This is a genomic window from Polaribacter sp. M10, from assembly GCF_054968445.1.
On sequence record NZ_JBSSBG010000003.1, the window covers coordinates 145111 to 159518 of the forward strand.

General features: G+C 29.4%; 13 protein-coding genes. 8 read left to right on the forward strand and 5 right to left on the reverse strand.

Annotated elements, in window-relative coordinates; translation table 11 throughout:
• Window positions 1-12: 12 nt before the first annotated feature.
• Entirely contained in the window at window positions 13-1410 is a 1398-nt protein-coding gene (locus ACWYN7_RS05260; RefSeq protein WP_462858802.1) for a sugar porter family MFS transporter, read from the reverse strand.
• A 116-nt stretch (window positions 1411-1526) separates the two neighbouring features.
• Between ACWYN7_RS05260 and ACWYN7_RS05265 the strand changes: the two genes are divergently transcribed.
• Window positions 1527-2405: an AraC family transcriptional regulator gene (locus ACWYN7_RS05265; protein WP_462858803.1), complete on the forward strand. Its 879-nt coding sequence runs from the start codon at window positions 1527-1529 to the stop codon at window positions 2403-2405.
• A 145-nt stretch (window positions 2406-2550) separates the two neighbouring features.
• On the opposite strand, the gene ACWYN7_RS05270 is transcribed toward ACWYN7_RS05265, so the two are convergent.
• Window positions 2551-4668 (reverse strand): rhamnogalacturonan lyase family protein, encoded by a 2118-nt coding sequence (locus ACWYN7_RS05270; protein ID WP_462858804.1) that lies wholly within the window; start codon window positions 4666-4668, stop codon window positions 2551-2553.
• 328 nt (window positions 4669-4996) lie between these two features.
• Here ACWYN7_RS05270 and pnuC point away from each other — a divergent pair, with 328 nt between their 5' ends.
• The 3 genes from pnuC to arfB are packed head-to-tail and all read left to right on the forward strand — an operon-like array spanning window position 4997 to window position 6614.
• A complete protein-coding gene (gene pnuC, locus ACWYN7_RS05275) occupies window positions 4997-5620 on the forward strand; it encodes a nicotinamide riboside transporter PnuC (protein ID WP_462858805.1) in 624 nt (207 codons plus the stop codon).
• Window positions 5590-6159 (forward strand): AAA family ATPase, encoded by a 570-nt coding sequence (locus ACWYN7_RS05280; protein ID WP_462858806.1) that lies wholly within the window; start codon window positions 5590-5592, stop codon window positions 6157-6159. The genes pnuC and ACWYN7_RS05280 overlap by 31 nt, the downstream gene beginning before the upstream one ends.
• A gap of 41 nt (window positions 6160-6200) precedes the next feature.
• Window positions 6201-6614 (forward strand): alternative ribosome rescue aminoacyl-tRNA hydrolase ArfB, encoded by a 414-nt coding sequence (arfB, locus tag ACWYN7_RS05285; protein ID WP_462858807.1) that lies wholly within the window; start codon window positions 6201-6203, stop codon window positions 6612-6614.
• A gap of 4 nt (window positions 6615-6618) precedes the next feature.
• Here arfB and ACWYN7_RS05290 read toward each other — a convergent pair whose 3' ends face one another.
• The gene (locus ACWYN7_RS05290; protein ID WP_462858808.1) at window positions 6619-7788 is read right to left on the reverse strand and encodes a BamA/TamA family outer membrane protein; all 1170 of its coding nucleotides are present in this window, start codon (window positions 7786-7788) and stop codon (window positions 6619-6621) included.
• A 502-nt stretch (window positions 7789-8290) separates the two neighbouring features.
• Here ACWYN7_RS05290 and ACWYN7_RS05295 point away from each other — a divergent pair.
• A complete protein-coding gene (locus ACWYN7_RS05295) occupies window positions 8291-10639 on the forward strand; it encodes a TonB-dependent receptor (protein WP_462858809.1) in 2349 nt (782 codons plus the stop codon).
• Between the two features lie 78 nt (window positions 10640-10717).
• Here ACWYN7_RS05295 and ACWYN7_RS05300 read toward each other — a convergent pair whose 3' ends face one another.
• The gene (locus tag ACWYN7_RS05300) at window positions 10718-11212 is read right to left on the reverse strand and encodes a hypothetical protein (RefSeq protein WP_462858810.1); all 495 of its coding nucleotides are present in this window, start codon (window positions 11210-11212) and stop codon (window positions 10718-10720) included.
• Window positions 11213-11599: 387 nt separating this feature from the next.
• Here ACWYN7_RS05300 and ACWYN7_RS05305 point away from each other — a divergent pair, with 387 nt between their 5' ends.
• The 3 genes from ACWYN7_RS05305 (at window position 11600) to ACWYN7_RS05315 (ending at window position 13685) form a co-directional block, all read left to right on the forward strand.
• Window positions 11600-12463 (forward strand): sigma-70 family RNA polymerase sigma factor, encoded by an 864-nt coding sequence (locus ACWYN7_RS05305; protein WP_462858811.1) that lies wholly within the window; start codon window positions 11600-11602, stop codon window positions 12461-12463.
• Window positions 12464-12554: 91 nt separating this feature from the next.
• Window positions 12555-13064: a DUF3124 domain-containing protein gene (locus ACWYN7_RS05310; protein WP_462858812.1), complete on the forward strand. Its 510-nt coding sequence runs from the start codon at window positions 12555-12557 to the stop codon at window positions 13062-13064.
• A 6-nt stretch (window positions 13065-13070) separates the two neighbouring features.
• Window positions 13071-13685, forward strand: coding sequence for a MarC family protein (locus ACWYN7_RS05315; RefSeq protein WP_462858813.1), 615 nt, complete (start codon window positions 13071-13073; stop codon window positions 13683-13685).
• A gap of 7 nt (window positions 13686-13692) precedes the next feature.
• Here ACWYN7_RS05315 and truB read toward each other — a convergent pair whose 3' ends face one another.
• Entirely contained in the window at window positions 13693-14382 is a 690-nt protein-coding gene (gene truB / locus ACWYN7_RS05320; protein ID WP_462858927.1) for a tRNA pseudouridine(55) synthase TruB, read from the reverse strand.
• Between the last annotated feature and the right edge of the window lie 26 nt (window positions 14383-14408).

The following is a 14408-nucleotide window of genomic DNA, read 5'->3' on the forward strand; positions in this document are numbered from 1 at the left end:
ACTTTTATAAAATTATTTTGTAATTTCTTTTTCAATAGATTCTAAAGATTTTCCTTTAGTTTCTGGTAAGTTTTTATAAATGAACCAAAACCCTGCAATTGAGATTAATCCATATAACCAAAAGGTTCCATACGAGCCTAAAAAGGTATTTAAAATAGGAAATGTATAGGTTAAAATAAAACAAGCTAACCACAAAGCAACTGTTGCAATTGACATGGCTGCGCCTCTAACTCTATTTGGAAAAATTTCTGAAAGCACGACCCAAGTTACTGGTGCTAATGACATGGCGTAACAGGCAATTGCAGATATTACAAGAATTAACAGAGGTAATCCACTAATTTGAAAATAGTATGCAGTCCCCATTAAACTATAAATACCAGCTAAACCGCCTGCACCAAATAGCATTAAAGAACGCCTGCCCCAGCGATCTACTGTGGCAATTGCAATAAACGTAAAAACTAAATTTACACTTCCTGTAATTACAATATTAAAAAGTATGTCTGAAACGCTGTATCCAGCTGCTTTAAAAATTTCTTCTGCATAATTAAAAATAACATTTATACCACACCATTGCTGAAAAACAGCAATTAGTACACCTATAATAATTACTTTTCTTAAACCTGGTTCTAATAATTTTTTAAAGTTTTGTTTATATTTTATGTCTGCATTATTTGTCTTTTCAATACTATTTATTTCGATATCCGCATACCTTTTCCCTCCTACTTTAGATAAAATATTTTTAGCTTTTTCTGATTTTCCGTTACTAATTAACCATCTGGGGCTTTCTGGAACAAAAAACATAAATAGAAAGAAAAGACCTGCAGGAATCAGCTCCATCCAAAACATCCAACGCCAGCCACTTTGTCCGTTCCAAGAATTAATCATTTCTAAATTAGTTATATTTTCAGGTACAGGTTCTGCTATTAGCCAATTGGCTAATTGGGCCACTAAAATACCTGCAACAATTGTTAACTGATTTAAAGAAACAAAACGACCTCGAGTTTCACTTGGTGAAATTTCTGCAATGTACATTGGAGACAAGTTAGAAGCCAAACCAATACCTATACCTCCAACAATTCTATAAATAATGAAAAACGTAAAATTGTTAGCTGCACCTGTTCCGTAGGCAGAAATAACAAACAATAAAGCAGCAAATATTAAAAGTTTTTTTCTACCATACTTATCACTAAGTATACCAGAACAAATAGCACCTAACAAACAACCTATTAAAGCACAACTCATTGCCCAACCTTTAAGTGCTGGAGAATTTGTGATATCAAAGAATTTTTCATAAAATGGTTTTGCCCCACCAATAACCACCCAATCGTAACCAAATAATAACCCACCCATAGCAGTTATTAAAGATATACTTAATAAAAAGCGATAATTAATTTTATTTCTTTCTCTCATTACACACTTATATTTATTTTGTGAACTAAACAAAAATAGAGCATAAAATAATTTTAGAAAATAGATTATTTTTAGAAAAAAATGGATTATATTATTAATTTTAATACTTTTAGTTTATGAATAAAAAAGCTTTATTTAAAGAAAGTAAAACAATTATTTTACCTAGTGAAATAATTAAAAAACTTACAATAAACGAACTTACAAATTCTCTTTTTGTTACTGATATTGGATATTATAAAAAAGCCGAAAACCATTATACTAATAGAAAAAAAGGGTGCAATGAAAACATTCTACTCTACTGTACAGATGGAAAAGGTTGGGTAGAAATTGATAATAAAAAACAATTTTTATTAAAAAATGAGTATGTAATTATATCTTCAAACACACCTCATAAATACGGAAGTGACACTAAAAATCCATGGAGTATTTATTGGATTCATTTTATTGGTTCTAAAGCACATTTTTTTATAAACCACCCCAACAAAAAAGTTGAAATTAACCCTAATACCAATTCTAGATATAATGATAGAATTTTACTTTTTGAAGAAATTTTTAAAAATTTAGAAATGGGATATTCGCTAGATAATTTAGAGTATGCAAATATTTGCTTATTGCATATGTTAGGTTCATTTAGATATTTATCTCAGTTTAGAAAAATAAATGAATACAACAAACATGATCGAATAGAAAAAAGCATCAGTTTTATGAAAGAAAATATTACAGAAAAGTTAAGTTTAAATAAAATTTCTTCACATGTAAATTTATCTATTTCTCAATTTTCATTGCTATTTAAACAAAGAACATCTACAACACCTTTAGAGTATCTAACAGCTTTAAGAATTCAACAAGCCTCTAACCTGCTTAATTTTAGCTCTTTAAGAATTAACGAAATAGCAAATTTAGTTGGCTATAAAGATCCTTTTTATTTTAGTCGAATGTTTTCTAAAACAATGGGAATATCACCAAAAAACTACAGAAAATTAAAAAAAGAATAGTTTTTATAAAATTTTAGAAAAACCTACTGAAGAATGTTTAATAAACATTTTGTAACATCTTTAGTAATTTTGTTGGCAACTTACTATCTTTTCTATTCTTTAATAAAAAATCTTCTAAAATTGCTTTTTTTTTTATGAAACAATACTATTTTAAAAGAATTTTAAATGTTTTTACTCTGTTTTCTTGGGTAACTTTTACAAGATATAAACCTTTAGGGTTTCCATTTAGATTTATAATTTTACTTTTACTTGCGTCGATTTTTAATAATTCTTTTCCTAAAACATTATAAACCTGAATAATTCCCTTATCTAAACCTTCTATATTTACAATATTCTTTGTAGGATTTGGAAAGAATTTAATCGACTTATTTAAGTCTAAATTATCATCAGTAAATAAGGCTTGATCTTCTGGATAGTAAATATTTGGTATTGCTGGCTTTTGCATACCTACTCCTAAATAAAAACTAGTGTGTGCTGGCTGATTATATCCCACATTTTGCCAAGCTATACTAGTTCTATATAAAGGATCGTGTAATAAAGTAAACAAGCGCTCAGTGGTTTGATGTGGAGAAGACATGATAACTAATTGTGTATTATTACTCTTGCGATAAATTATTTCTTCTCTCCAATCTCCTAAAATATCAACTATTAAGCTTGGATTTGATTTTGAACCATTATTGCTAGACAAAGAAAGATTATCATAATTATAAGATGTTAAAATTCTATCAGTACTTCCACGATTTGAATTCCATTTTGTAATTACAGTTCTATCTACCAATTCTCTTAATAAATCTCCATCATACCAAGCTAGCATATTGTAAGTTCTTGTATTACCCGCAGATGTTGGGTATGTTGTAGATATTATATCTCCTGTAATATTATAAATTCCACTTCCATTTGATGCCCACATTTCTGCACCAAGATAATTGGGGTCTATATCTGCAATTACACCTCTACCTATATCTCCACTTCCATCTACTGTCCAAAACATGTCTCCTGTTTGAGGGTTTCTATAATCAATCTGAGGAATATTTGGATTATTTGCTTCTTCATGTACCATAAAATATTCTAAGCCGTCATGTAAAGGGTCAAAGTCTCCTAAATGACTAGCATCTCCATGCCCTAATCCTGTTGAGTATAGGCCTGTTCCATCATCATCTACAACCATAGAGCCATATACTATTTCATCTTTTCCATCTTTATCCACATCTCCAACAGTAATACTGTGGTTACCCTGTCCTGCATATTCACTATTTCCGTTTGCATTTGAATCAAATATCCAACGGTTTAAAAAATTTCCATCTCTATAATCAAAAGCAGCTAAAACGGTTCTTGTATAATATCCTCTTGCGAAAACTAAGCTTGGCTTTTGGCCATCAAGATATGCAACGCATGCCAAAAATCGATCTACTCTGTTACCGTAATTGTCTCCCCAACTAGATACAGAACCTCTTGCAGGAATGTATTCTATCGTATCTATAAAAGCTCCTGTTTGTCCATTAAACAAACTCAAATATTCTGGTCCAGATAATATATATCCATTTGAATTTCTAAAATCTGCATTTTCATCTCCCAAAATTGTTCCAACACCATCAATAGTGCCATCTGCAGTTTTACAAGCTACTTCTGCTTTACCATTTCCATCTAAATCATAAACCATAAACTGTGTATAGTGTGCACCTGAACGAATATTTTTTCCTAAATCAATAGTCCATAAAACCGTACCTTCTATACTTAAACCCTGAAGAAAGGTATTTCCTGTATAACCACCATGGGCATTATCTTTTGCATTAGTTGGCTGCCACTTTAAAACTATATCTAGTTGACCATCTCCGTCTAAATCTCCAATAGATGCATCGTTTGCCTCATAAGTATAGGTAACATTATCTGGTGTAACACCTCCTAATGGAGCAGTTATTGGTATTTGTTTATAAATATCACTCCATACCATTGTTGGTTTAGATAATTCTTGTTCTTCTCCATTAATAATAGCAGCTACTCTGTAAGTAGTATCTTGGCTGGTTTCATCTACATAGTTACTTGCGCCATCAATGGGTTGATTATTTAACTTAATTGTTCCTCTGTATAAGTTATAAGTAGCATTTTCGAACTCATCTCCAAATATTCGCCAACTGATTAATACTTTTGTGCTAGATGTTCTTACTGCAAGTACTCCTCGATCTAGTTTTTCTATCTGCTTTTGAGAAGAAATATTGTTTACAAAAAGAATAAAAACTAAAAAAACAATACTTTTCTTAACCATAAAATTTAAAATTTATTACAAAATACTAGCATTTAAAAGGTTAATTATCCTGCTCTATCCTGAACAATAATTTTAAAATAGTGTACTTTTGATGTCTAAATTAATTTTAGATGAATATTTCTATAGCATTAAGCCTGTATACCTTTACATAATAATGCTAAAAATTATATTGTAAATTTTACAAAACGATTTTAACACCAAAATTTATGGTATTTTCAAAAACTCCTATAATGTATTATAATGGCTTTTTAAAATAAAGTAATTAAACACCATTTTAAAATCAAGGAATGTTATTTAATTAAAATTGTAAAATCTGGTAGAAATAATTATGAATCAAATTTTTATTTTTTTTTTAGAACAGTATCAAAATACTTCAACAACAGCTATTGTTTTAGAAGCCCTTGCTTTCTTTTTTGGCATTGCAAGTGTTTGGTTTGCCAAAAAAGAAAACATTTTAGTTTATCCAACAGGCTTAGTAGCTACAGTAATATCTGTCTATTTGCTTTATAAAGCTCAATATTTTGGAGATATGATGATGAATTTCTACTATTCTATAATGAGTATTTATGGTTGGTGGAACTGGTCTAGAAAAAAAGGTGATGAAATTTTGGTACCTATAACTAGAACCACAACTAAAGAAAAAATTATCGGATTGATTTTAGTTATTTTAACAATGATAGTTACTTATATGGTCTATGTAAAATTTGATTACGAAATAAAAACCGAAAACTACATTGATATTTTTACATCGGGTATTTTCTTTACTGCAATGTGGTTTATGGCTACTAAAAAAATAGAAAATTGGACGCTTTGGATATTTGCTGATCTAATTACAATACCTCTTTATGCATACAGAGGTTTAGGAATGTTATCTTTACAATATTTGATTTTTACTATTTTAGCAATTCAAGGTTATTTAGCATGGAAGAAAAGCTTAGACAAACCCCAATAAACGTTGTAAAAATAGTTTTGTTCGGACCAGAATCTACTGGAAAAACAACACTTTCTAGACAATTAGCAGAATATTACAATACAGTTTGGGTACCTGAATATGCAAGAGAATACTTGCAAGATAAATGGAATATCGAAAAGAAAACTTGTGAAGTATCCGATTTAATACCGATTGCAATTGGGCAAATGAACCTCGAAAATAAGCTAGCCCAAAAAGCTAACCAAATATTAATTTGCGATACAGATTTATTAGAAACAAAAATCTATTCTCAAGAATTTTATGGGGGTTTTGTTGATGAAAAATTAAATGAAGCAGCCAAAATAAATCAATATAATTTGTATTTATTAACCTATATAGACACGCCTTGGGAAGCAGATGATATAAGAGACAGACCCGAACAACGATTAGAAATGTTTACGGCATTTGAAAATGCTTTAATAGAACACAATCGAAATTATGTAACCTTAAAAGGCAACAAAGAAAATCGATTAAAAAAAGCCATTAAAGTAATTGACGAATTAATATTGAAAAAGAACTAATTTTACCTCAAAAATTACAGGTATAAAAATTATTGCTAATATTGAATGATCTTAGAAAACATCAATTAATAAACGAATTAAACTTCAAAGCCATCAGAAGTTCTGGTGCTGGTGGGCAACACGTAAATAAAACATCATCTAAAATAGAATTGACTTTCGATTTAGAAAACTCACTCTCTTTATCCGAAGATGAAAAAACACTGCTAAAAACCAAATTAGCTTCTAAACTTACCAAAGAAAATTTCTTGATTCTTTTTTGCGAAGAAACACGATCGCAACATAAAAATAAAGAACTAGCCATAAAACGTTTTTTAGAATTGATAAAAACCAACTTGGTGAAACCAAAAAAAAGAAGACCTACCAAACCTAGTAGATCTTCAATTTTAAAAAATGCTGAGAAAAATAAACGAAAATCGCTTAAAAAAGCCTTGCGTAAAAAACCAAGACTCGATTAAAATTCTAATACGCTTCTGCAATATTTACATAAAAGTTTCCATCAGTTTCGCTACCCATTCCGTAATCGAACCTGATATTTAATTTTTCTTTTTTATCCAACATAAAACGCAATCCTACTCCATAGTTCAATTTTATATCATTTAAACTTAAATCTTTCGATTTGTTAAACACGTCTCCTGCTCCTAAAAAAGCAACCATTCCAAAACGACTGTCTTTAAACGTTTTTCTATATTCTACTTGTGCTGCCAGTAAATTTTCTTCTATATATCTACCTTCTATATAACCACGCATCATTTCTTCACTTCCAAAAAGTGCCAATTCAGACAAAGGTGTATCTCCATTTGCAAAATGTCCAATAGCCTGAAAAGCCAAAACATCATCATTCTTTTGAGATATTTTTAAATAATGTCTTAAATCAAAACGTGTTAACTCAAATTGATGAGTACCTCCTAAAGCAGTTCCATAAAAACCTTTGGTTAATTCTAGATACCAACCTTTAGAAGCATTTAAAATATTATCTCTACTATCATACAAAGCAGCCAACTCAAAACCCACAGAAGTTGAGCCATCAAAACCTGAAGGTTGATTAGTAGCTAATAATTTATTGGATTCTATTTTAGTTTTATAAATTTTATTGTAGCGCAAACCACCTCCTAAAAACAGATATCGTGTAAATGCTTGTTTTAATAAAATAGGTTCGAATAAAAATTGATAATTATCGTAAATTTCTTCGTTTGTTTCTGGTGAATTTTGACCAATTCCATAGTACAATCTTGGATAATTCTGAAAAATAATATTACCAGAAATCACCCATTTTTCTTGATTGGTAAAAATCTCGAATCCAGAGAAAACAAAAAACTGATTGTTTAAGGTATACAACAAAGAAACTGGCATATTAGATGTTCTTGTTTCTTCTCCACTTCCTTTAAACTTAAATAAATATTTTGCACCAACTCCAAAACCCAAACTCGTTTCTGGAGAGTAACTTAAAATAGGTGCTGTAATAATTTTTGATAAATACAAAGTAGAATCTTGTGCTACTTTATCTTTGTTTGGATAAAATGTAAAATACTCTACAAATTTATCTAATCCGCTTTCTTTTTCTTGGGCTTGTATTGGTAAGCCTATTGCCAACATAAAAGTTAGGCAAATTATTTTATGTGATATTTTCATTGATTGGTATAATTAAAACAAAGCATTTTTTATTATTATAAACAAAAACACTCTTTAGTGAACTACAAATTTATTGATAAATCAAAACGAAAATGTGCTGTATTGCACTATATAGTACACCATATGCTAAATTGAACTTGATTCATCTGGATAAAATTTACATTGAAAAAAAAATCACATTTCTATTTCATAAGAAATTTTTAGCACTTAATTTTGCAGCGTTCTCATAAAGGGGTGCTAATTACAGTTTTTAGTTTTTGGTTTAGAGTCTAATCAGACTTTTTAACTTACAAACTTTTAACTTTTAAAGGCTGAGATCATACCCAATGAACCTAGAACAGGTAATGCTGTTTAGGGATTTTAACGTAATTTCGATCTAAAAGAAGCAATCTTTAAGTAAAAGGTAAAATTCTTATAAACAACAATCGTAATTACAATAACAATTATTCAATTTTAATCACAAGAATAATTACCTCTTTTTATTCGTTTTAAATTTTTTAAAATGAAAAAAATTATCTTTTTTTTATTCTTGTTTGCAAGTATTATTGCAAACGCCCAATCTTATACTGTAAAAGGAACTGTATACGATGAAAACAAAAAACCTTTAACAGGAGCATCAGTCCTAGTTAAAGAAAATAAACTAGGAACATCCACAGATTTTAATGGTAATTTTAGTTTAAAATTAGCAAAAGGAACGTATACTTTAGAGGTTTCGTTTTTAGGTTACAAAACAATTTCAGACAAAATTATCATCAACCAAAATGAAGATTATGACATCATTTTAAAACAAGATGAAACTGTTTTGGAAGAAGTTTTGGTTTCTGCGGTTCGTGCAAATACAGATGTGCCAGTAACCTTCTCTAATTTATCAAAAAAAGAAATTGCCAAACGTAATTTAGGACAAGACATCCCAGTTTTATTAAACTATATGCCTTCTGTGGTTTCTTCTTCAGATGCAGGTGCTGGAGTTGGGTATACGTATATGAGTGTGCGTGGTTCTAATGGAGAAAGAATTAATGTAACTGTAAACGGAATTCCTTATAATGATGCAGAAAGTCATGGAACTTTTTGGGTGAATTTAGGTGATTTTGCTTCGTCTACACAAAATTTACAATTGCAAAGAGGTGTTGGTACATCAACAAACGGTTCTGGAGCTTTTGGGGCAAGTTTAAATATTTTAACAGATGCTGTTTCTGATGAAGCTTTTGGAGAAATTTCGAACTCTTTTGGCTCTTACAACACCAGAAAACATACTGTAAAATTTAGTACTGGTAAAATTAACGATCATATAGAAATTGCAGGACGTTTGTCTAATATTTATTCTGATGGTTACGTAGATAGAGCTACGTCAGATTTAAAATCTTACTATTTACAAGGTAGTTATACAGATGATAATACTTTGATAAAAGCAATTACGTTTGGCGGAAAAGAAAAAACGTATCAAGCTTGGTATGGTTTAACTGCAGATGAATTAGCTGCAGACAGAAGACAAAATCCGTATACTTATGATAACGAAGTAGATGATTATGAACAAAATCATTATCAATTGCATTGGAATGAAAAATTAAACGACAATTGGTCTACAAATTTAGGATTAAACTACACAAAAGGAGCTGGTTTTTTTGAACAATATAAAGATGAAGAAGATGCTGCTGATTTTAATAACTTAATTGTTGATGGTTCTGATGTAATTGTAAGACGCTGGCTAGAAAATGATTTTTATGTAGTAAATTTTAATACCAATTACAAAACAGATCACTTAAGCTTAATTTCAGGAATTTCGTATTCTAATTATACTGGAGATCATTTTGGTGAAGTTATTTGGGGTTCTGAGTTAGCTGCAAATACTAACATTAGAGATCGTTATTATTTTTCTGATGCCAAAAAAACAGATTTTTCTGTGTTTACCAAAGCAACATTTAGCATTAGCGAAAATCTTTCTGGCTATGCAGATTTACAAGGTAGGTTTGTAAATTACCAAACTGCAGGCTTAACTTCTGATAGAGATGCAATTGATGTAGATGCTAGTTTTAGTTTCTTTAATCCAAAATTTGGGTTAACCTATAAAATTAACAGTAGTAATAAATTATATACTTCTTTTGCGGTGGCAAACAGAGAGCCAAATAGAAACGATTTTGAAGGCGGAGTTACCACTCCTGAAACGTTAAACGATTTAGAATTTGGATGGCGTTTAAACAAACCAACTATTAAACTAAACACAAATATCTACTATATGGATTATAAAAATCAGTTGGTTTTAACTGGAGCTTTAGATGATGTTGGAGCGCCTATAAGAGCCACTTCTGGTAGTAGTTATCGTTTAGGTTTAGAAATTGATGCAGATATTAAAATCTCTAATAAATTTTCTATAAAACCAAATGCTGCTTTTAGTTCTAATAAAAACAGAGATTTCTTTGTTACTAGAGATGGAAACGCAAATCCTACTGCATTAGGGAACACAGATATTTCTTTTTCGCCAGATGTTGTAGTTGGTAATATGTTTAATTACAACCCAATAGAAAACTTACAAATCTCATTTTTATCAAAATTTGTAGGCAAACAGTTTATGAGCAACTTTAGTAGTGCTATTTCTGAAAATGATGTTTTAGACTCATTTTTTACAAGCGATTTAAATATTGTTTATCAAATAAAACCAAATAAAATCTTTAAATCGATTACGTTAACAGCTTTAGTAAATAATATTTTTAATACTGAATATGTAGATAGAGGTTATTATGGAATTTATGATGATGATTGGTCTGTTGCTGGAGTTATAACTACAATTGATTATGCAGGTTACTATCCGCAAGCCACCAGAAACTTTTTAGTTGGCGCTACTTTTCGTTTTTAATTAAAAACTTTTAAAATATAAAAGCCGTTTCAAAACATTTTGAAACGGCTTTTTACTTTTCTTTTTCAGTTAAAAAAATTAGCTATTAGTATAATCTTCTACTCTTTCATTAATATCTTTTCTTAAGTCTTTAAATTCTTTATTTAACTCTTTACAATTGGCTCTTATTTGTTGGGTAGATTCGTTTAACTCATCAATTAAAACAGCAAATTCTTCTTCTATATCATTTATTTCTTCTTGTACTTCATTAGTTTCTAGCCAACTTGGTATGGTTTCAGAAAGGTTATTTACAAACTTCTTTAAATATATAATTCTGTTTTTCGATATTTTAAACTCATCATTCTCCATTCTTAATAGCTGAGCATTTGCCATGTTATATGCGTTCCAGTTTTCAAAAACAAAACCATCTTCGTAATTTTTTCTGATAATTTCAGTCTCACCATTTTCTAATTCTATAAAAACTACATCAGAATTATCTATAAAATCTGTTTTTTGTTCTTTTTTAGAATTACAAGCACTCATGAGTACTACAGTTGCTATTAAAATTATTTTAAGTTTATATTTAAGTTTCATTGTTGCTATTGTTTTTTATTCCTTACAAAATTAATGTATGAATAAACTTAATTTTAACGCAAATGATTTGATTGTTAATCCAATCAAAAAAAAACTAAAAATGGTCATTTTTTAATCAAATTTGATTAAAAACAAATAATAAACACTGTTTTCTTAGCAAAATCGACTTATTTTGTGTAATTTCGAATTCTATGAAAAACTCAAAATTACATCAGCAAAGCATCATTATAAATAGTCAGAATGCTACTGATTCTTCTTCAAATTTTGTTTTCTAGTTTTTCTGAATTCTACATCATCAATCACAATTTATACACTTTACTAACAAGTTTAATTGTTACAACCTATTTGTAAAATTTCACCTTTCAAACATCAAAAAAAAACATATTTATGAGACAGCTAAAAATTGTAAAACAAGTCACCAATCGTGATGCAAAATCCTTAGAAAAATATTTTCAAGAAATTAGTAAAATAGGCTTAATCACTGCTGATGAAGAAGTTGAACTGGCTTTAAAAATAAAAAAAGGAGATGACAGAGCTTTAGATAAATTGGTAAAAGCTAATTTACGTTTTGTGGTTTCTGTTGCAAAACAATACCAAGGACAAGGTTTAAAATTGTCTGATTTAATTAATGAAGGTAATTTAGGTTTGGTAAAAGCAGCCAAACGTTTTGATGAAACAAGAGGTTTTAAATTTATTTCTTATGCAGTTTGGTGGGTTCGTCAATCGATAATGTCTGCTTTAGCAGAGCAATCTAGAATTGTGCGTTTGCCTCTGAATAAAATTGGTAGCATTAGTAAAATTAAAAAAGTATACTCTAAATTAGAGCAACAAAACGAAAGAATACCCACTTATGTAGAAATTGCAAATGAGCTAGATACTACAGTAAGCAGTGTTGCACAATCTATGAAAAATTCTGGCAAACACCTTTCTATGGATGCGCCTTTTAAAGAAGGTGAAGATGCAAATTTATATAATGTTTTAAAAACAGATGAGTTTCCTAGACCCGATAAAAAGCTAATGAAAGAGTCTTTAAGTACAGAAATTGAAAGGGCTTTAAACACACTTACCCATAAAGAAGCCAACGTAATTAAAATGTTTTATGGTTTGGGCAACCAAAGACCTTCGAGTTTAAGTGAAATTGGAGAAACTTTCGATTTAACTAGAGAACGTGTAAGGCAAGTAAAACAAAAAGCTATTAAACGTTTACAAAACAAATCTAGAACAGACGTTTTGCGCTATTATTTAGGATAAACAAAAAATACGTAACAAAAAATATCTAAGCAAAATACAATATATTTGATGATATGAATTAAATTGTTTGAAATTTGAAAATATCGACATTATGAAACCAAAATATCTTGTATTAGTTTTAGTGTTCCTGGTTTTTAACTGTGAGAAAAAAAATAGAAAGGATACTTTAAATTCAGAAAACTGGTCGAAACGAAAAATTAACCATGTTTTAAAAGATTCTTTAGAATACGGAAAATCTTACCTTTCTATTTATTCTGAAATTTACAGTTTTACTGATAGTAAAAAAATCAGTCTAACATCGATGGTGAGTTTAAGAAACACAAGCGATTTAGATACCATTTATCTTTTAAAAGCTGAATATTTTGATACAGAAGGCAAATCGATTCGAAAATATTTTGATTATCCTATTTTTATTGCTCCATTAGAAACCACAGAAATCATAATTGGAGAAAAAGACGTAACTGGTGGTACTGGTTCTAATTTTATTTTTGAGTGGAAAAAGCAAAAAAATACTCCAGAACCTATTTTTGAAGCAGTAATGACATCAACAATGAGTCAACAAGGATTATCTTTTACAACACAAGCTAAACGTATAGAATAAACTAAAATGGCAGAATTTTTAACAACCATTTTTTTTGTATTTGCTGTAATAGATCCTGTAGGAACTATACCTGTTTATCTAGAAGCTACCAAAGAATTCGATTTAAAATACAAGAAAAAAATTGCGATTCGTGCTTCTGTAATTGCATTTTTAATTCTTTTATTTTTTATTGTAATTGGGCAATTAATTCTAGAAGGCATGTCTGTTTCTTTAGATGCTTTTCAAATTTCTGGTGGTGTAATTTTATTTTTGTTTGCCCTAACTATGATTTTTGGTGATGGCAAACCTGAGCTCGAAAAAAACGGAATTACCGATTATAAACATGTAACTATTTTTCCTGTAGCAATACCATCTATAGCATCTCCAGGTGCAATTATGGCTGTTGTTTTAATGACTGATAATCATCTTTATACAATTCAACAACAAGTAATAACAACTGCAATTGTTTTATTAGTAATTGGCATTACTTGTAGTATTCTTTTAGGTGCAAATTTGTTACAAAAACGTATTGGAAACTATGGAATTACTGTAATTAGCAAAATTATGGGATTAATTTTAGCAGCTTATGCAGTACAAAGTATTTTAACTGGTATTACAAGCTATTTTACAAACTTAGAATAAATTATAATTACACCAACTCTTCTATAAATTTCTCAATAGAAACTGCATTATCTACAGAAAAATTACCAATTTTTGTTCTTCTTAATGCAGATAAATGTGCACCAGAATTTAGCGCATTTCCGAAATCGTAAGCTAAAGAACGGATGTAAGTTCCTTTGCTACAAACCACTCTAAAATCAACTTTTGGTAAATTAATATTTGTAATTTCGAATTCAGAAATTGTTATTTCTCTTGATTTTATTTCAGTAGTTTCACCTTTTCTAGCTAACTCATACAAACGTTTTCCGTCTTTTTTTATAGCAGAAAAAATAGGTGGTTTTTGCTGAATATTACCAATAAATTGTTGTGTAGTTTCTTTTAATAAAGCTTCTGTAATATGTTCTGTAGCAAAAGTCTCGTTAACCTCAGTTTCTAAATCGTAACTTGGTGTTGTTTCACCTAAAGTTATAGTGCCTGTATATTCTTTTATTTGACCTTGATACGTGTTTATTTCTTTAGTTTGCTTACCTGTACAAATAATTAATAAACCTGTTGCAAGCGGATCTAAAGTACCTGCATGACCTACTTTTATTTTTTTGATATTAAAACGTTGCTTAATATGCCAACGGATTTTATTTACAACCTGAAAAGAGGTCCAAGTTAACGGTTTATCAACCAATAAAACCTGACCATTTTTATAATCTTCTTCTGTTTTAATCACAAGTATTGTTCATATTTATAAGT

Excerpts from the sequence above, each read along its gene's own strand:
- ACWYN7_RS05270 (WP_462858804.1), bottom strand. The coding sequence starts at position 4,668 with ATGGTTAAGAAAAGTATTGTTTTTTTAGTTTTTATTCTTTTTGTAAAC.
- ACWYN7_RS05290 (WP_462858808.1), bottom strand. The coding sequence starts at position 7,788 with ATGAAAATATCACATAAAATAATTTGCCTAACTTTTATGTTGGCAATA.
- ACWYN7_RS05310 (WP_462858812.1), top strand. The coding sequence starts at position 12,555 with ATGAAACCAAAATATCTTGTATTAGTTTTAGTGTTCCTGGTTTTTAAC.
- ACWYN7_RS05305 (WP_462858811.1), top strand. The coding sequence starts at position 11,600 with ATGAGACAGCTAAAAATTGTAAAACAAGTCACCAATCGTGATGCAAAA.
- ACWYN7_RS05315 (WP_462858813.1), top strand. The coding sequence starts at position 13,071 with ATGGCAGAATTTTTAACAACCATTTTTTTTGTATTTGCTGTAATAGAT.
- ACWYN7_RS05295 (WP_462858809.1), top strand. The coding sequence starts at position 8,291 with ATGAAAAAAATTATCTTTTTTTTATTCTTGTTTGCAAGTATTATTGCA.
- ACWYN7_RS05280 (WP_462858806.1), top strand. The coding sequence starts at position 5,590 with ATGGAAGAAAAGCTTAGACAAACCCCAATAAACGTTGTAAAAATAGTT.
- ACWYN7_RS05265 (WP_462858803.1), top strand. The coding sequence starts at position 1,527 with ATGAATAAAAAAGCTTTATTTAAAGAAAGTAAAACAATTATTTTACCT.
- ACWYN7_RS05300 (WP_462858810.1), bottom strand. The coding sequence starts at position 11,212 with ATGAAACTTAAATATAAACTTAAAATAATTTTAATAGCAACTGTAGTA.
- pnuC (WP_462858805.1), top strand. The coding sequence starts at position 4,997 with ATGAATCAAATTTTTATTTTTTTTTTAGAACAGTATCAAAATACTTCA.
- ACWYN7_RS05260 (WP_462858802.1), bottom strand. The coding sequence starts at position 1,410 with ATGAGAGAAAGAAATAAAATTAATTATCGCTTTTTATTAAGTATATCT.